This window comes from Actinocatenispora comari, assembly GCF_017312725.1.
GTDB classification, from domain to species: Bacteria; Actinomycetota; Actinomycetes; order Mycobacteriales; family Micromonosporaceae; genus Actinocatenispora; species Actinocatenispora comari.
This window is the reverse complement of record NZ_BOPO01000077.1, coordinates 115,722-132,477: the sequence shown is the minus strand read 5'-3', so window position 1 is coordinate 132,477 and position 16,756 is coordinate 115,722. Positions and strand designations below refer to the sequence as shown.

14 protein-coding genes are annotated in these 16,756 nt (G+C 71.4%); 13 read left to right on the top strand and 1 reads right to left on the bottom strand.

The window, feature by feature from the left end:
- The 5 genes from NUM_RS20800 to NUM_RS20780 form a co-directional block, all read left to right on the top strand.
- A partial coding sequence (locus NUM_RS20800; protein ID WP_207126575.1) for an Rne/Rng family ribonuclease occupies positions 1-2,179 on the top strand: 2,179 nt, incomplete at its 5' end.
- Positions 2,180-2,537: 358 nt separating this feature from the next.
- Entirely contained in the window at positions 2,538-2,864 is a 327-nt protein-coding gene (rplU, locus tag NUM_RS20795; protein ID WP_030448877.1) for a 50S ribosomal protein L21, read from the top strand.
- Positions 2,865-2,872: 8 nt separating this feature from the next.
- Positions 2,873-3,130, top strand: coding sequence for a 50S ribosomal protein L27 (gene rpmA / locus NUM_RS20790; protein WP_207126574.1), 258 nt, complete (start codon positions 2,873-2,875; stop codon positions 3,128-3,130).
- A gap of 110 nt (positions 3,131-3,240) precedes the next feature.
- Positions 3,241-4,677 (top strand): GTPase ObgE, encoded by a 1,437-nt coding sequence (gene obgE / locus NUM_RS20785; protein WP_207126573.1) that lies wholly within the window; start codon positions 3,241-3,243, stop codon positions 4,675-4,677.
- A gap of 234 nt (positions 4,678-4,911) precedes the next feature.
- On the top strand, positions 4,912-6,150 hold the full coding sequence (locus NUM_RS20780; protein ID WP_207126572.1) for a DUF1444 domain-containing protein: 1,239 nt from the start codon (positions 4,912-4,914) through the stop codon (positions 6,148-6,150).
- Between the two features lie 27 nt (positions 6,151-6,177).
- Here the strand turns inward: NUM_RS20780 and NUM_RS20775 are convergent, their stop codons facing one another.
- Positions 6,178-7,803 carry a DHA2 family efflux MFS transporter permease subunit gene (locus NUM_RS20775; RefSeq protein ID WP_207126571.1) on the bottom strand — a complete coding sequence of 542 codons (1,626 nt, stop codon included), beginning with the start codon at positions 7,801-7,803 and terminating at the stop codon, positions 6,178-6,180.
- Positions 7,804-8,133: 330 nt separating this feature from the next.
- Here NUM_RS20775 and NUM_RS20770 point away from each other — a divergent pair, with 330 nt between their 5' ends.
- The 8 genes from NUM_RS20770 to NUM_RS20735 all read left to right on the top strand — a co-directional run bounded on the left by NUM_RS20770 (position 8,134) and on the right by NUM_RS20735 (position 16,544).
- The gene (locus NUM_RS20770; RefSeq protein WP_225918730.1) at positions 8,134-8,967 is read left to right on the top strand and encodes an ABC transporter permease; all 834 of its coding nucleotides are present in this window, start codon (positions 8,134-8,136) and stop codon (positions 8,965-8,967) included.
- The gene (locus tag NUM_RS20765; RefSeq protein WP_207126569.1) at positions 8,960-9,769 is read left to right on the top strand and encodes an ABC transporter permease; all 810 of its coding nucleotides are present in this window, start codon (positions 8,960-8,962) and stop codon (positions 9,767-9,769) included. Before NUM_RS20770 ends, NUM_RS20765 begins: the two co-directional genes overlap by 8 nt.
- 42 nt (positions 9,770-9,811) lie before the next feature.
- Positions 9,812-10,783: an ABC transporter ATP-binding protein gene (locus NUM_RS20760; protein WP_207126568.1), complete on the top strand. Its 972-nt coding sequence runs from the start codon at positions 9,812-9,814 to the stop codon at positions 10,781-10,783.
- A 177-nt stretch (positions 10,784-10,960) separates the two neighbouring features.
- Entirely contained in the window at positions 10,961-12,613 is a 1,653-nt protein-coding gene (locus NUM_RS20755; protein ID WP_207126567.1) for an ABC transporter substrate-binding protein, read from the top strand.
- 7 nt (positions 12,614-12,620) lie between these two features.
- Positions 12,621-13,598, top strand: coding sequence for an ABC transporter permease (locus NUM_RS20750; protein WP_207126566.1), 978 nt, complete (start codon positions 12,621-12,623; stop codon positions 13,596-13,598).
- Positions 13,598-14,470 carry an ABC transporter permease gene (locus NUM_RS20745; RefSeq protein WP_207126565.1) on the top strand — a complete coding sequence of 291 codons (873 nt, stop codon included), beginning with the start codon at positions 13,598-13,600 and terminating at the stop codon, positions 14,468-14,470. Before NUM_RS20750 ends, NUM_RS20745 begins: the two co-directional genes overlap by 1 nt.
- Positions 14,467-15,546 carry an ABC transporter ATP-binding protein gene (locus tag NUM_RS20740; protein ID WP_207126564.1) on the top strand — a complete coding sequence of 360 codons (1,080 nt, stop codon included), beginning with the start codon at positions 14,467-14,469 and terminating at the stop codon, positions 15,544-15,546. Before NUM_RS20745 ends, NUM_RS20740 begins: the two co-directional genes overlap by 4 nt.
- Positions 15,543-16,544 (top strand): ABC transporter ATP-binding protein, encoded by a 1,002-nt coding sequence (locus NUM_RS20735; RefSeq protein WP_207126563.1) that lies wholly within the window; start codon positions 15,543-15,545, stop codon positions 16,542-16,544. The genes NUM_RS20740 and NUM_RS20735 overlap by 4 nt, the downstream gene beginning before the upstream one ends.
- Positions 16,545-16,756 lie beyond the last annotated feature (212 nt).

The window sequence follows — 16,756 nt, the reverse complement described above, 5'->3', positions numbered from 1 at the left end:
GGCGGCCACGCCGAAGGACGCGCCGCAGGACGCGGCGGAGCCGGCGGCCGAGACCGCCGAACCGGCGCCGGAGCGATCCCGCGGGCGCCGGAAGCAGCAGGCCGAGCCGGCCGAGCCGGAGCAGGCCGAGACGGCCGCCGAGGCGGACGAGGACGGCCCGGACGACGGCGACGGCCGGCACCGCCGGCGTCGCGGCCGGCGTGGTCGCGGTCGCGGCAAGGGCGCCGCCGAGGAGGCGGAGAGCGACGAGACCGAGTCCGGCGCGGCCGACTCTGCCGCGGAGCCCGCGGAGTCCGACGCGGGTGAGGAGTCGGCCGACGGCGGCCGCCGCCGTCGTCGCCGGCGCCGTCGCGGTGCCGCGGGTGACACCGAGCCGTCTCCGGACGACCCGCCGAACACCGTGGTCAAGGTCCGCGAGCCGCGCAAGGCGGTGGACGAGGTACAGGGCGTGTCGGGGTCGACCCGGTTGGAGGCCAAGCGGCAGCGCCGGCGGGACGGCCGGGAGCAGCGCCGTACCCGGCCGCCGATCCTGTCCGAGTCGGAGTTCCTGGCCCGGCGCGAGGCCGTCGACCGCAGCATGGTGGTCCGGCAGCTCGGCGACCGCACCCAGATCGCGGTGCTGGAAGACGGCGTGCTGGTCGAGCACTACGTGTCCCAGTCGACCAGCAACACCATGATCGGCAACGTCTACCTCGGCAAGGTGCAGAACGTCCTGCCCAGCATGGAGGCGGCGTTCATCGACATCGGCCGGGGCCGCAACGCGGTGCTCTACGCCGGCGAGGTCAACTGGGACTCGGCCGGCCTGGAGGGCCGCACCCGGGCCATCGAGCGGGCGTTGAAGCCCGGCGACAGCGTGCTGGTGCAGGTCACCAAGGACCCGATCGGGCACAAGGGTGCCCGGCTGACCAGCCACGTCACCCTCTCCGGCCGGCACCTGGTGTACGTGCCGGGCGGGCACGCGTCCGGCATCAGCCGCAAGCTGCCGGACACCGAGCGCAAGCGGCTGCGGGACGCGCTGAAGCGGCTGGTGCCCGAGCACGCCGGGGTGATCGTCCGGACCGCCGCGGAGGGCGCCAGCGAGGACGAGCTGTCCCGCGACGTGACCCGGCTGCAGGCGCTGTGGGAGACGATCGAGAAGAAGTCGACGTCGGCGTCCGCGCCGTCGTTGCTGTACGAGGAGCCCGACCTGGTGATCCGGGTCGTCCGGGACCTGTTCAACGAGGACTTCAAGGAAGTGATCATCTCCGGCTCGGAAGCCTGGGAGATGGTGCACGAGTACGTCGAGCACGTCTCGCCCGACCTGGTCGAGCGGCTGAGCCAGCACACCGGCGGCAAGGACGTGTTCACCGAGCTGCGCATCGACGAGCAGCTGCTGAAGGCCCTCGACCGCAAGGTGTACCTGCCGAGCGGCGGGTCGCTGGTCATCGACCGCACCGAGGCGATGACCGTGATCGACGTCAACACCGGCAAGTTCATTGGTTCCGGTGGAAATCTGGAAGAAACGGTCACCCGCAACAACCTGGAGGCGGCCGAGGAGATCGTCCGCCAGCTGCGGCTGCGCGACGTCGGCGGCATCATCGTCATCGACTTCATCGACATGGTGCTGGAGTCCAACCGGGAGCTGGTGCTGCGCCGGCTGACCGAGTGCCTCGGCCGGGACCGGACCAAGCACCAGGTCACCGAGATCACCTCGCTCGGTCTGGTGCAGATGACCCGCAAGCGGGTCGGCCAGCCGTTGATCGACGCGTTCAGCGAGACCTGCGAGCACTGCAAGGGCCGCGGCGTGATCATCCACCTGGAGCCGGCCAAGCACGGCGGCAAGGGCGGCTCCGACTCGGCGAAGCAGCAGCCCGCCGACGAGGGCAAGCGGTCCGGCGAGGGCAAGCGCCGTCGCAAGGACAAGGCCGACAAGGACCGGACCGACCGGGCGGAGAAGGCCGGCAAGGACAAGCCGGAGGAGGCGACCGGCGGGTCCGCCGAGGCGTCGGCCGAGCCGGACGCCTCCGCGCCGGAGCAGCCGGGCGCGGCCGGTAACGGCAGCGAGCCGGCGGCCGTCGAGGCGGCGGACGGTCCGACCGGATCGGACGCCGAGCCGGCCGAGGCGCCGAGCCGGCGCAAGCGGGCCGGTACCCGGCGGCGCAAGGCGGCCGAGGCCGAACCGGTCACCGCGGACAGCTGAGCGGTCGGCGGGCGGCGGGATCGAGGTTCCGCCACCCGCCGACCCGTACCGGCGCCGAACCGGACGGTCCGTTCCGGGCGGGGTGGCCGGTGTGGGCGGCGGGCACCCGATGCCGTACCCTTACCAGCGGTGCCTCGTGCGCCAGGGCCTTGGCTGCCCAGAGCTCGCATCGAGGACGCTGGACTTCGCAGGTGGTGGCCGCGGTTGTGGCTCGCTTGCGAGCCCGACAGCGCGGCGCCGCCACGCGGCGCAGCACCACCACGCTGCGCGGCAACACCGAACGACACTGTGAGACTGAACGACACCGTGACACCGAACGACACCGTGACACTGAACCACTGAAGGAGACCTGCGTCCGATGTACGCGATCGTCAAGACCGGCGGCAAGCAGTACAAGGTCGCCGAGGGCGACGTGATCGAGGTCGAGAAGCTCCAGGGTGAGCCCGGCGACACGGTGACGCTGCCCACGGTGCTGCTCGTCGACGGCGAGGGTGACGCCACCACGGTCACCACCGACCCGGCCACGCTGGCCGAGGTCGAGGTCACCGGCGAGCTGGTCGCCCACACCAAGGGCCCCAAGATCAAGATCCACAAGTTCAAGAACAAGACCGGCTACCACAAGCGCCAGGGTCACCGCCAGCCGCTGACCCAGGTGAAGGTGACCGGCATCGAGAGCGGAAAGTAGGCGCCGAGATGGCACACAAGAAGGGTGCGTCGAGCTCGCGCAACGGCCGCGACTCCAACGCTCAGCGGCTCGGCGTGAAGCGCTTCGGTGGTCAGCTGGTGAACGCCGGCGAGATCATCATTCGCCAGCGGGGGACCCACTTCCACCCGGGTGACCTGGTCGGCCGGGGCAAGGACGACACGCTGTTCGCGCTCAGCGCCGGCAACGTCGAGTTCGGCCGCAAGCGCGGTCGTCGGGTGATCAGCATCGTTCCGGTGCAGCAGTAGCACCGATCGAGACGTCGACGGGCGGGCCGGACACCGGCCCGCCCGTTCTGTGTTTTCGCACCGTGACAGCCGGATCCCGGCGCGCGCCGTGCGGGTGAGGGAGGTCGGCGGTGACCACGTTCGTGGATCGGGCCGTACTGCACGTACAGGCCGGTAACGGTGGCCACGGCTGCATGTCGATCCACCGGGAGAAGTTCAAGCCGCTCGGCGGCCCGGACGGTGGCAACGGTGGCCGCGGCGGCGACGTGGTGCTGGAGGTCGACGCCGGTGTGCACACCCTGCTCGACTTCCACTACCGACCGCACCTGAAGGCCGCCAACGGCAAGCCCGGCCAGGGCTCCAACCGGGACGGTGCGCAGGGCGAGGACCTGCGGGTACGGGTACCGGACGGCACCGTGGTGCAGACCACCGACGGCGAGGTGATCGCCGATCTGGTCGGTGCCGGTACCAGCATCGTCATCGCGCACGGCGGGCGCGGCGGCCGCGGCAACGCGGCGCTGGCGAACTCGCGGCGCAAGGCGCCCGGGTTCGCCGAGCTGGGCGAGCCGGGGGACTCGTCCGATGTGGTGGTGGAGCTCAAGAGCGTCGCCGACGTCGGGCTGGTCGGTTTCCCCAGCGCGGGCAAGTCGTCGCTGATCTCGGTGCTGTCCGCGGCCCGGCCGAAGATCGCCGACTACCCGTTCACCACCCTGCAGCCCAACCTCGGCGTGGTGCGCGCGGGCGACGTCACGTTCACCATCGCCGACGTACCGGGGCTGATCCCGGGCGCCGCCACCGGCAAGGGCCTCGGCCTGGACTTCCTGCGGCACATCGAGCGGTGCGCGGTGCTGGTGCACGTGGTGGACCTGGCGACCGAGGAACCGGGCCGGGACCCGGCCAGCGACATCGACGCGATCGAGGCGGAGCTCGCCGCGTACGGCGGGCTCGCCGACCGGCCGCGGATCGTGGCGCTGAACAAGCTGGACGTGCCGCACGGGCGGGAGCTGGCCGAGATCGTCGCGGCCGACCTGGCCGAGCGCGGCTGGCCGATCTTCGAGGTGTCCGCGGCGACCCGGGAGGGGCTGCGGCCGTTCACGTTCGCGCTGGCCGACGCCGTCCGGCGGTACCGCGAGGAGCACCCGCCGACCGAGCCGACCCGGATCGTGCTGCGTCCGGCGGCGGTGGACGAGAGCCACTTCGAGGTGGCTGTCGACCCCGACGGGGTGTACCTGGTGACCGGGCCGCGGCCGGAGCGCTGGGTGCGGCAGACCGACTTCTCCAACAACGAGGCGATCGGCTACCTGGCCGACCGGCTGGCCCGGCTGGGCGTGGAGGACGCGCTGGCGAAAGCCGGCGCGCAGCCCGGCGCGCCGGTGCGGATCGGTGCGATCGAGTTCGACTGGCAGCCGACGCTGTTCTCGGACAAGGACTTCGTGCCGGGCCGGTTGGGCACCGACTACCGGCTGGACGCCGACGACCGGGTCGGTGCCGACGACCGGCTGGCGGCGCGCAAGGCCCGTCGCCAGCACGTCGAGGTCGAGGGCGAGTGGTCCGACGAGGACGACTGAGCACTCCGCCGGCGGCCCGGGTACGACGCGCCCGGGCCGGCCGGCGCCGCGGCTCGTGGGCACGGCGTAGCGGCTGGTGACAGGGGCGTGACGGGGCGGCGGGGCGCGGGATCGGCCGGGTGGTGGAGGACGGCGGTGGCGACCGCCGGGTACGGTGCGAAGGTCCGTACGGGTCGACGATCCGTACCGGGGGTCGCGGCGACGACCCCAGCGGCAACGCACGGGAGGCGGTAGATGGGCGGCGGCCTGGCGCGGCGGGGCGGGTCGATGCAGGACCGGTTCGGTGCCGAGCTGCTCGACAGATTCCGTGCCTGCGGCGGCGTGGCCGACAGCTGGTACTCCGCGGAGCGGTTCGCGATCGGCTACCGGCGCAGCCGCGGCGGTGCGGTCAGCTGGGCGTTCCTCGGCACGCTGTACGGCGAGTGTGCCGGCCTCGCCGGTGACCGGCGAGACGAGCTGCTCGCCCGCTACGTGGCCCGGATGACCGAGCCGGTGGCGGTGCCGACCCGGTGGGCGGAGGCGGCCCCGCTGCTGCGCCCCCTGCTGTACGGCACGGCCCAGGGGCGCTGGGTGCCCGGTGCGCCGCGGCGGCCGGAGGCCGAGCTGCTGCGCCGGCCGGCGTTGCCGCTGCTGGACGAGGTCGTGGTGGTGGATCTGCCCACCACGATCGGCTACGTCAGCACCGATCTGGTGGCGTCCTGGGGCGTGTCCGGCCGCGAGGTGTTCGAGACCGCGGCGGCGAACCTGGCGGCGGTGCCGGGCGACCAGGCGGCCGGTCAGCCGTCCGACGCGCCGTCGCTGCTGCGGTTCGTCGACGACGGCAGCACGTACTGGGTGTCCCGGCTGCTGCTGGACGGGTGGCTGGCCGGGTTCGAGGAGCGGCTGGGCGCCCGGCCGGTGGCGTTCGCGCCGGACCGGGACTGCCTGCTGGTGGTGCCCGACGGCCCCCGGCTGGCGGACGCGTTCGACCTGGTCGCGGCCGAGTTCCGGGGCGCGTCCCGGCCGGTGTCGCCGGCCGGGTACACGGTGGACGACGCCGGCCGGGTGGTGCCGTACCGGCCGCCGCTGGGCCATCCGGCGCATCATGCCGCGATGCGGGCCGACCGGTGGCTGGCCGCCGAGGCGTACGACGTGCAGGCCGATCTGTTGCGGGCGCACTGGCCGGTGGCGCAGCAGGTGTCGGTGGCGAGCTACCTGCTGGCCGAGCCGGTCGACGGCGCCGCGCCGTCGGTGAGCACCTGGCGGCAGGACGTTCCGACATTGCTGCCGGAGACCGACCAGGTCGCCCTGGTCGGCGCGGACCGGCGGCAGTCCTGGCTGGTGCGCTGGGCCGATCTGGTCCGGGCGGTGGCGCCGCTGCGGGTGCCGGGGCTGGCGCCGCCGCGCTTCCGGGTGCAGCAGTGGCCGCAGGGCGAGCAGTTGCGCGCGCTGCTGGCCGGTGCCGTGCACCAGACCGACGGCGCGCACGGCTGACCTCCCGCGCACCTCTGACCGCGCGGGTCACTCCGCCGGTTCGGCCGCGGCGGCGCTGTCCGCCGGGACGGTGGCGGTGCGGGACCGCTTGCGGCGCTTGATGAGCAGGCAGCTGAGCGCGGCCAGGACGAGAACGGCGATGGGCAGGATCAGGGTGGGCCGCATCGCGTCGACGTAGCCGACGTGGAACGTGTCGGCGGCGATCCGCTCGAGCTGCTCGACCGCCTGCTGCGGCATCCCGGGCGGCGGCGTGAACTCGGACTGCTGGCTGCCCACGTCCAGTCCGCCGGAGGAACGGGAGAACCCGGCCACGAACTGCTCGCGGAACTGCGGCGGGATCTTGTCCGCGTGCGCCTGCGCCGAGGCGGCGAGCTTGCTGGACAGCTGGGCCTGCAGCAGCGCGCCGACCGCGGCGCTGCCGACCACCGCGCCGAGCTGCCGGGTGGTGTTGAAGACGCCGGAGGCGGCGCCGGACAGCGCGGCCGGGATGTTGCGCATCGCCACGGTGGTCATCGGCGCGAAGATGCAGCCCATCCCGAGGCCGGAGATCAGCAGGCCGGGCAGGAACGTCCACCGCGAACTGTCCACTGTGGACTTGTCCAGGATCAACGCCATCCCGGCGGCGAACAGCAGCAGCCCGACGAACAGGATGTACTTGCCGCCGATCTTGTCGGCGAGCCGGCCCGCGAACGGTGCGACCACCAGCGACACCAGCGACATCGGCGCGATCGTCAGCCCGGCGTCGAACGCCGAGAGCCCGAGCACCGACTGCAGGTAGATGGTGATCGGCAGGAACAGCCCCATCATCCCGAACGACATGGCCATCGCCACGAAGTTCATCAGCGAGTAGTTCCGGTCGCGCAGGATCGTGAACGGCACCAGTGGCTCGTTCTTCTCGAAGTACTGGGTGATCAGGAAGACGATCACCAGGGCGACGCCGAGCGCGATGATCAGCGGGATGGACACGAAGTGCCAGACCCGGCCCCAGTGGTAGTTCTCGCCCTCGATCAGCCCGTACGTGACGAGGAACAGCGCCACGGTGATCAGGGCGGTACCGAGGATGTCGAGGCGGTGCCGCCGGTGCTCGGTGATGTTCGGGACCACGAACAGCGCCAGCAGGAACCCGACGATGCCGATCGGCACGTTCAGGTAGAAGATCCACTCCCAGCTGGCGTACGTGATGAGCAGCCCGCCGAGCGTCGGTCCGGCGATGGCCGCGACCCCAGCGACCGCGCCCCAGACGCCGAACGCGGCGCCGCGGCGCTCCGGCGGGAAGATCCGGTTGATGATGGCGAGCGTCTGCGGGGTCAGCAGCGCCCCGCCGACGCCCTGGACCAGCCGGGCGGCGATCAGCTGGTCGGGGTTGCGGGCCACGCCGCAGGCGGCCGAGGCGAGCACGAACACGACCAGGCCGATCAGGTAGATCCGCTTGCCGCCGAACATGTCGCCGAGCCGGCCGGCGGTGATCAGCAGCACCGCGTAGACCAGCACGTACCCGCTCTGGATCCACAGGATGTCGTCGAGCGAGGCGTGCAGCCCGTCGCTGATCGCCGGCACCGCGATCGTCACGATCGTGGTGTCCAGCAGGATCATGAAGAACCCGAGGCACAGCGCGAACAGCACGGCCCACGGGTTGCCCTTGAACCTCGACATGACGCGGTTCCCCCCGGCGCTTCCGACCAGCACCCCACCGTATATCGACGTTCGTCGGTTTCGTGGCCCGATTCGGCGCACCGCCACGCCCTGGCGACCCCCGGGTCGGCGAAATATCGGCTGTACCGGCCTGCCGCCACCGGGTAGGCTCTTCGGGCTTGCCCGGGGTGTGGCCGGCCGAGGGAGCTGCGTCGCGCAGCGGCCGTCGCCACGAAACCAAGAGCGGGCTCCTCAATCCGCGATGCGGTCCACGACGAGTCTGCCCCTGGCATCCCCCTGCCGTCGGTGTCCTCGCGTGCGGACGTGTCGATTCCGATGACGGAGGGGCGAATGGGCATCGACGTTCCCTGGCCGCGGCCGGGGACGCTACGAACTGCGGCCGCGCTGGCCGGCGCGGGCTTCCGGCGCTGGGCGACCTACCGGCAGGCGATGCTGGCCGGCGCGTTCACGAACACGATCTTCGGCTTCCTGCGCTGCTCGGTGATGCTCGCCGTGGCCGGCGGGGCGGGCGGCGTCGCGGCGGGCTACCGGGGCCCGCAGCTCGTCACGTACGTCTGGGTCGGGCAGGGGCTGCTCGCGGTGGTGCAGCTGTGGGGCTGGACCGAGCTGTCCGACCGGGTCCGCACCGGCGACGTGCAGTCCGACCTGCTGCGGCCGATGCATCCGGTGCTGACCTACCTGACGGCCGACCTGGGCCGGGCCGGGTTCGCGATGTGCACCCGGTTCGCGGCGCCGCTGGTGGTCGGCGCGCTGGCGTTCCAGCTGTACGTGCCGCACCGGCTCACCACCTACCCGCTGGCGCTGCTCAGCGTGCTGGCCGCGACCGTGGTGTCGTTCGGGGTGCGCTACCTGGTCAACCTGACCGCGTTCTGGCTGCTGGACATCCGCGGGGTGTTGGTCGCCTGGATGCTCTGCGCGAACGTGCTGACCGGGCTGTACTTCCCGCTCGCGTTCCTGCCCGACTGGGTACAGCCGATCCTGTGGTACGGCACGCCGTTCCCGTCGATCCTGCAGGCGCCGGTGGACGTGCTGGTCGAGCGCGGCTCCGCGGCGCACCAGCTGTCGATCCTGGCGGTACAGCTGGGCTGGGCGGCGGCGGTGCTGGCGGCCTCGGTCCTGGTGCAGCGGCGGGCCGAGCGACGGCTGGTGGTGCAGGGTGGCTGAGCACCCACGGGCGACGGCGTACCGCGCGCTGCTGGTGGCGCAGGTGCGGGCGCAGACCCAGTACCGGTTCTCGTTCTGGCTGGACGCGGTGTCCTCCTCGGTGGTGTCGTTGCTGGACATCGTCGCGGTGCTGGTGCTGTTTCGGGCCACGCCGGCACTGGGCGGGTTCTCGGTGCGGCAGTGCCTGCTGATTGCGGCGCTGGGCAACGTGGCGTTCTCGCTCGCGGACGCGAGCGTGGGCAACATCGACACGATGCGGCAGTACATCCGGACCGGGCGGCTGGACTCGATGCTGCTGCGGCCGATGGGCGTGCTGCCGCAGCTGGTGTTCGGCGACTTCGCGCCGCGCCGGCTGGGCCGGGTGCTGCAGAGCTGCCTGGTCCTTGCCGGCACGCTGATCTGGATCGATCCACAGTGGACGGTCGGGCGGGCGGTGCTGGTGGTGGCGGCGCCGCTGGCCGGTGCGGTCATCTTCGCCTCGGTGTTCGTCGCCGGCTCGACGGTGGCGTTCTGGTTCGTCGAGTCGGGCGAGTTCGCGAACGCGTTCACCTACGGCGGCCGTGACTTCACGCTGTACCCGATCTCGATCTATCCGGGCTGGTTCCGCAAGATCTTCGCGTACGGGCTGGGTTTCGCGTTCGTCGCCTACTACCCGGCGCTGGCGCTGCTCGGGGTGGCCGACCCGCTCGGCGCGCCCGCCGCGCTGGCCTGGTGCTCGCCGCTGATCGCGGTACCGGCGGTGCTGGCCGCGGCGCTGGTCTGGCGGGTCGGGGTGCGCCACTACCGCTCCACCGGATCCTGACGGATTCGGTGCGGCACAAGACATTCGATGAGAGGAGCGAGGGTGGCACTGATCGAGACGCACGGGCTGCGCAAGGACTTCGTGGTCCGGCGCAAGGTCGGCCGGCTGCGCCGGCAGCGGCACGTCACCGCCGCGGTGCACGACGTCGATCTGGCGATCGAGGCGGGGGAGATGGTCGGCTACATCGGCCCGAACGGCGCCGGCAAGTCGACCACGCTGAAGATGCTCACCGGGGTGCTGAGCCCGTCCGCCGGCGAGGTACGGGTCTGCGGCCTGCGGCCGGTCGCGCAGCGCACCCGCCTGGCGTTGCGGATCGGTGTGGTCTTCGGGCAGCGCTCGCAGCTGTGGTGGGACCTACCGCTGGCCGAGTCGTTCCGGCTGCTGCGGCACGTGTACCGGGTGCCGGCGGCCGACCACGCGGCCCGGCTGCGGCGCTGCCGGCGGCTGCTGGAGCTGGACGAGTTCCTGGACACCCCGGTCCGGCAGCTCTCGCTCGGGCAGCGGATGCGCGGCGAGATCACCGCGGCGCTGCTGCACGCGCCACGGATCCTGTTCCTGGACGAGCCGACGATCGGGCTGGACGTGGTCAGCAAGCAGTCGGTGCGGGCGTTCCTGGCCGAGCTGGGCGAGGCCGGCGACACCACGTTGATGCTGACCACGCACGACTTGGCCGACATCGAACGGCTGTGTCGCCGGCTGGTGGTGATCGACCACGGCCGGGTGGTGCACGACGGCACGCTCGGTGAGCTGCACGCCCGGTACTCCTCTCGGCGGCGGGTGGTGGCCGAGCTCGACGTGCCGTGGAACGGTGCCGCGGCGCCGTCCGGTACCAGCATCGAGGCGGTGGAGGCGGATGCGCACCGGGTGACGTTCGCCTTGCACAGTGCGACGGCAGGGGAGCTGATCGCGAGCCTCGCGGCGAGCGGCGCGCTGCGCGACGTGTCGGTACTGGAGCCCGACATCGAGGACGTGGTGGCCCGGCTCTACGCGGCGCCGGAGCCGAGTCGCGGCTGAGGTGTCTCGCCAGGTGGACCAACACACGCGGTAAGGTTCGTTAATCATTGACTAACTGCGGTTGATGTAAGAAACTTTCCGGCCAAGAGGTCGTGTGGGGTGGTGTGCCCGCACCGTACGGCCGCGGAAGTGTGTTGGTACATCGTTGCGGAGAAGGTTCCGCCGGGAGGAACGACGATGAGTGCAGACGCGACGATCCGCGACGCGGCGACGCAGCTGCGGCTGTCGCGCCGGACGCTGTTCGGTGCCGCGGCCGGGGTCGGGCTCGCCGCCACGCTGGCCGGGTGCGGTGGCGACGACGAGGGTGGTACCGGCGCCGGCAAGCCGCTGGTCGTGCACATCAACGACACCGGCTCCTGGCAGCGCAACTTCAACCCGTACGCGGTGACCCAGAACGTGGGCACCATCGGACTGTTCTACGAGCCGCTGCTGTTCTTCAACAAGCTCAAGCCGAACGACATCACGCCGTGGCTGGCCACCAAGTACTCGTGGAGCGCCGACGGGAAGACGCTGCGGATGACGATCCGCAAGAACGTCACGTGGACCGACGGCAAGCCGCTGACCGTCGACGACGTGGTGTTCACCTACCAGGCGATGATCGACACGCCGGCGCTGAACCGCGGCGGCGTCGAGCTGTCCGGCGTGAAGGCCGACGGCGACGAGGTGGTATTCACCTTCCCGTCCACCTCGTTCACCAAGCTGTGGAACCTGGCCGGCCAGATCGGCATCGTGCCCAAGCACCTGCTGTCCGGCAAGAAGCTCGACACCTTCACCAACCCGAACCCGGTCGGCACCGGCCCGTTCACGCTCGGTTCCTTCTCCTCGCAGGTCTACCAGGTCAAGGCGAACCCGAAGTACTGGAAGGGCAAGCCGGCGGTGCCGCAGGTCAAGTTCCCGGCGTACACCGCGAACGCGGTGCAGACCGGCCTGCAGACCGGCGAGATCGACTGGGCCAGCGCGTTCGTGCCGGACCTGAAGAAGATCTACGAGAAGAACGACCCGGAGCACAACAAGCACTACTTCCCGTCCGAGGGCCTGAACGCGCTGATGGTCAACACCGCCAAGGCGCCGTTCGACTCCCTGGAGGTACGCCAGGCGGTCAGCCTCGCGATCGACCGGGACCGGATCGTCAAGTCCGCCGAGCGCGGCTACGTCGAGCCGGCGCACCCGTCCGGGCTGCCGATGCCGGCCGACGCCGACTGGGTACCGGCGAAGTACAAGGACGCGAAGTTCACCGTCGACACCGCCAAGGCCAAGGAGCTGCTGAAGAAGGCCGGGTACGGCAGCAAGAAGCTGAAGTTCGAGCTGCTGGTGCCCTCGCCGTACACCGACTTCGTCAACTCGGCGCAGCTGATGAAGGAGGACCTGGCCAAGGTCGGCATCGACATGACCGTGCGCGGCGTGGCGATCCAGGACTGGGTGGCGAAGGTCGGCAAGGGCGACTTCGACGTGACGCTGCGCGGCGCCGTGTCCGGCCCGACCCCGTTCTACCTGTACCGGGTGATGCTGGCGAGCGCGCTGACCAAGCCGATCGGGCAGCAGGCCACCGGCAACTACGGCCGCTGGAAGGACAAGCACACCGACGAGCTGCTCGCCGCGTACGAGGCGACCAACGACGAGGCGAAGCAGCAGGCGGCGGTGCAGGGCCTGGCCACCGTGGTGATCGAGCAGCTGCCGGTGATCCCGCTGTTCGGCAGCCCGTCCTGGTCGCTGTACCGGACCACCAAGTACACCGGCTGGCCGAGCGAGCAGAACCCGTACGCGATGCCGTCGCCGGCGACCTCGCCGGACATGGCGCAGGTGCTGCTGCACCTCAAGCCCGTCAAGTGAGGCACGGTTGCGCTACCTGCTACGGCGGCTCGGGTTCTACCTGATCACGGCCTGGGCCGCCATCACGATCAACTTCCTGATCCCCCGGCTGATGCCGGGGGACCCGGTCGACCTGATGGTCGCCCGGATGAACGGCCAGATCGATCCGGACGCGATCGAGTCGATGAAGAAGTCGTTCGGGCTGACCGGCGGCTCCATCTGGTCCCAGTACTGGGACTATCTCGGCAACCTGCTGCACGGTGAGCTGGGTCGGTCGATCACGTTCTATCCCACCCACGTGTCGTCGGTGATCGGCGGCGCGCTGCCGTGGACGATCGGGCTGGTCGGCATCGCCACCATCATCAGCTACCTGATCGGCACGACGCTCGGCGTGGTCGCGGCCTGGCGCCGCGGTACCTGGCTCGACTCGATCCTGCCGACGACCACGTTCCTGCAGGCGGTGCCGTACTTCTGGGTGGCGCTGGCGCTGGTCATGGTGTTCGGGGTGTCGCTGTCCTGGCTGCCGGTCTCCGGCGCGTACTCGCTTTCCGTCACGACCGGGTTCAACGGGGAGTTCGTCGGCAGCGTGCTGTACCACGCGATCCTGCCCGCGATCACGATCGTGGTGGCGTCGATCGCCGACCGGGTGATGGGCATGCGCAACGTCATGGTGACCACCCTCGGCGAGGACTACGTGACGATGGCCGAGGCGAAGGGGTTGACCAGCCGCCGGGTGATGTGGCGCTACGCGGCGCGCAACGCGATCCTGCCGAACATCACCAGCTTCAGCCTGTCGCTGGGATTCGTGGTGGGCGGCTCGGTGCTGACCGAGATCGTCTTCTCCTACCCGGGGATCGGTTCGGTGCTGCTCAAGGCCGTGGAGAACGAGGACTTCCCGCTGATGCAGGGCATCTTCCTGATCATCTCGCTGGCGGTACTGGCGGCGAACCTGCTCGCCGACATCGCCTACGTGGCGCTCGACCCCCGTACCCGGCAGGAGGCGTGATGAGGGGCATCCTGCGTTCCCCGAAGATCGTCGCCGGGCTGCTGATCCTCGCGTTCTTCGTGGTCCTCGCGCTGTTCGGGCCGCTGCTGGTCGGCGCCGACCCGACGAAGACCAACAGCGTCGGGCTGGCCGGCCCGTCCGCGGCGCACTGGCTCGGTACCACCCAGAGCGGCCAGGACGTGCTCGCCCAGGTGGTGTACGGCGCGCGCATCTCGATGGGCGTCGGCGTGCTGTCCGCGGTGATCGCCACCGCACTGTCCATCGTGGTCGGCCTGGTCGGCGGGTACGTCGGCGGCGTGGTGGACGAGGTGCTGTCGCTGATCACCAACATCTTCCTGGTCCTGCCGGCGCTGCCGCTGGTGATCGTGCTGGCCGGCTACCTGCCCAGCCGCGGGGTGATGTCGGTGGCCGCGGTGATCGCGGTGACCGGTTGGGCCTGGGGCGCCCGGGTGCTGCGGGCACAGACGCTGACGCTGCGCGGCCGCGACTACGTGCAGGCCGCCAAGGCGGGCGGCGAGCGGCCCTGGCGGATCGTGTTCGCCGAGATCCTGCCGGTGGAGTTCCCGGTCATCGCGACGAGCTTCCTCGCCACCGTGCTGGCGGCGATCCTGGCCGAGGCCGGCCTGTCGTTCCTGGGTCTGGCGAACCTGTCCACGGTCAGCTGGGGCACCATGCTCTACTTCGCGCAGAACAACCAGGCGCTGCTGGTCGGTGCCTGGTGGTGGTTCATCCCGCCGGGCCTGTGCATCGCGCTGATCGGCGCCGGGCTGGGCCTGCTCAACTTCGGCATCGACGAGATCGCCAACCCGCGCCTGCGTACCGTCCTGCCCAAGCGCGCCCGGCGCGCCCGCCGCGCGGAGGTGGTGTCATGACCGAGCCCGAGACCGGTACCACCACCGGCACGTCGACGGTGGCGGCCGAGCCGGTGCTGTCGATGCGCGGCCTGTCGGTCGACTACCTGACCGACACCTCGCCGGTGCACGCGGTCGACGACGTCACGCTGGAGCTGCACCGGGGCGAGATCCTGGGGCTGGCCGGCGAGTCCGGCTCCGGCAAGTCGACGCTGGCCAACGCGGTGGCGCGGCTGCTCAAGCCGCCGGCGCTGGTGACCGCCGGCGAGGTGCTGTACCACCCGGCCGGCGGCGGGCCGGTCGACGTGCTGCGGATGAGTCCCAAGGCGCTGCGCAAGTTCCGCTGGCGGGAGCTGTCGGTGGTGTTCCAGTCGGCGATGAACTCACTGAACCCGGTGTCCACCGTCGGGGCGCAGATCGACGACACGCTGCGGGCGCACGACACGACGCTGACCGCCGCGCAGCGGCGGGAGCGGGCGGTGGAGCTGCTGCGCCGGGTCGGCATCTCCGCCGACCGGGTGAGGAGCTACCCGCACGAGCTGTCCGGCGGGATGCGGCAGCGCGCCGCGATCGCGATCGCGCTGGCGCTCAACCCCGAGATCATCATCATGGACGAGCCGACCACCGCGCTGGACGTGGTGGTACAGCGGGACATCCTGCGGGAGATCTCGGCGCTGCGCCGCGAGTACGGGTTCGCGGTCGTGTTCATCACCCACGACCTGTCGCTGCTGCTGTCGATGGCCGACCGGATCGCCGTGATGTACGCCGGGCAGCTGGTGGAGGTGGGCGCCGCGCGCGACGTGCACGACGTGCCGAGCCACCCGTACACGCACGGGCTGCTGCACTCGTTCCCGAAGCTGCGCGGGCCGCGCGAGGAACTGCTCGGCATCCCCGGCACGCCACCGGACCTGCGCGACCTGCCGCCTGGCTGCCCGTTCCACCCGCGCTGCCGGTTCGCGGTCGACGCCTGCGCCGAGCTGACCCCGGCACTCCTGGAAGTCCACAGTGGACAGTACGCGGCCTGCCTGGCGCACGATCCGGCGTCCTACGGCGCGCCGGTACCGACCGAGCTGAGCGGGGAGGGGAGCGGTCGATGAGCCAGAGCGTCCCGGGTGACGAGGTGTTGACCGCCGAGCACGTCACCAAGCACTTCACCGCCTCGCGCGGTGGCCGGTTCGGCCGGCGCCGGCCGCCGGTGCGGGCGGTGGAGGACGTCAGCCTGTCGCTGACCGCCGGCCGGATCACCGCGATGGTCGGCGAGTCCGGCTGCGGCAAGTCCACGGTGGCCCGGCTGCTGGCCCAGATCTACCCGCCGACCTCCGGCCGGATCCTGCTGCACGGCAGGCCGGTCGGCCGCAGCCGGGACTACCGGCGCCAGGTGCAGATGGTGTTCCAGGACCCGTTCGCCTCGCTCAACCCGTTCCACAAGGTGCACTACCACCTGGCCCGGCCGCTGAAGCTGCACGGGCACGCCCGTACCGCCGCCGAGGTGGACGAGCAGGTCGCGGAGCTGCTGGAGCGGGTCAGCCTGACCCCGGTCGACCAGTTCATGCACAAGCTGCCGCACGAGCTGTCCGGCGGGCAGCGGCAGCGGGTGGCGATCGCGCGGGCCCTCGCGGTACGGCCGGTCGCGCTGATCGCCGACGAACCGGTGTCCATGCTCGACGTGTCCATCCGGCTCGGCGTGCTGCGGCTGCTGGAGCAGCTCGCCCGGGAGGAGAACCTGGCGCTGCTCTACATCACCCACGACATCGCCAGCGCGCGCTACTTCGCCGACGACATCCTGGTGATGTACGCGGGGCAGCTGATCGAGCAGGGGTCCTCGGAGAAGGTCACCGACGATCCGGCGCACCCCTACACCAGGCTGCTGCTGTCCGCGGCGCCGGACCCGGACCGGGTCGAGGAGCACAGCGACGAGACCACCGACCACGGCGAGCCGCCGAGCCTGATCAGCCCGCCGTCCGGCTGCCGGTTCCACCCGCGCTGCCCGGTGGCGATGCCGACCTGCTCGACGACCGTACCGACCCGGGCGCAGGTCGCCGACGCGCACTGGACCAACTGCCACCTGTACGACCAGGCCTCCGTCGACGCCTGATCGCCCGAGCCGAGACCCGGCGGGCCCGGGCTCCCAGAGACTGTTGGGGGACCTCATGCTCGGCTGCGCCGGGCCCGTTCGCCCGCTCGCGGCGTTGTCGGTCGGACCCGCGAGCCGCCCACGCGGCGGCCGAGCAGCGGCTCGCGGGTCCGATAGAGCGCATACAACACCGGTATGCACTCGCACCTCCGCCTTGCGAGCAGACGAATGGA

Bases quoted from the DNA above. Each gene is read 5' to 3' on its own strand.
- NUM_RS20740 (WP_207126564.1), top strand. From the start codon at position 14,467: ATGACCGAGCCCGAGACCGGTACCACCACCGGCACGTCGACGGTGGCG.
- rplU (WP_030448877.1), top strand. From the start codon at position 2,538: ATGTACGCGATCGTCAAGACCGGCGGCAAGCAGTACAAGGTCGCCGAG.
- NUM_RS20735 (WP_207126563.1), top strand. From the start codon at position 15,543: ATGAGCCAGAGCGTCCCGGGTGACGAGGTGTTGACCGCCGAGCACGTC.
- NUM_RS20755 (WP_207126567.1), top strand. From the start codon at position 10,961: ATGAGTGCAGACGCGACGATCCGCGACGCGGCGACGCAGCTGCGGCTG.
- rpmA (WP_207126574.1), top strand. From the start codon at position 2,873: ATGGCACACAAGAAGGGTGCGTCGAGCTCGCGCAACGGCCGCGACTCC.
- NUM_RS20745 (WP_207126565.1), top strand. From the start codon at position 13,598: ATGAGGGGCATCCTGCGTTCCCCGAAGATCGTCGCCGGGCTGCTGATC.
- NUM_RS20775 (WP_207126571.1), bottom strand. From the start codon at position 7,803: ATGTCGAGGTTCAAGGGCAACCCGTGGGCCGTGCTGTTCGCGCTGTGC.
- NUM_RS20770 (WP_225918730.1), top strand. From the start codon at position 8,134: ATGGGCATCGACGTTCCCTGGCCGCGGCCGGGGACGCTACGAACTGCG.
- NUM_RS20780 (WP_207126572.1), top strand. From the start codon at position 4,912: ATGGGCGGCGGCCTGGCGCGGCGGGGCGGGTCGATGCAGGACCGGTTC.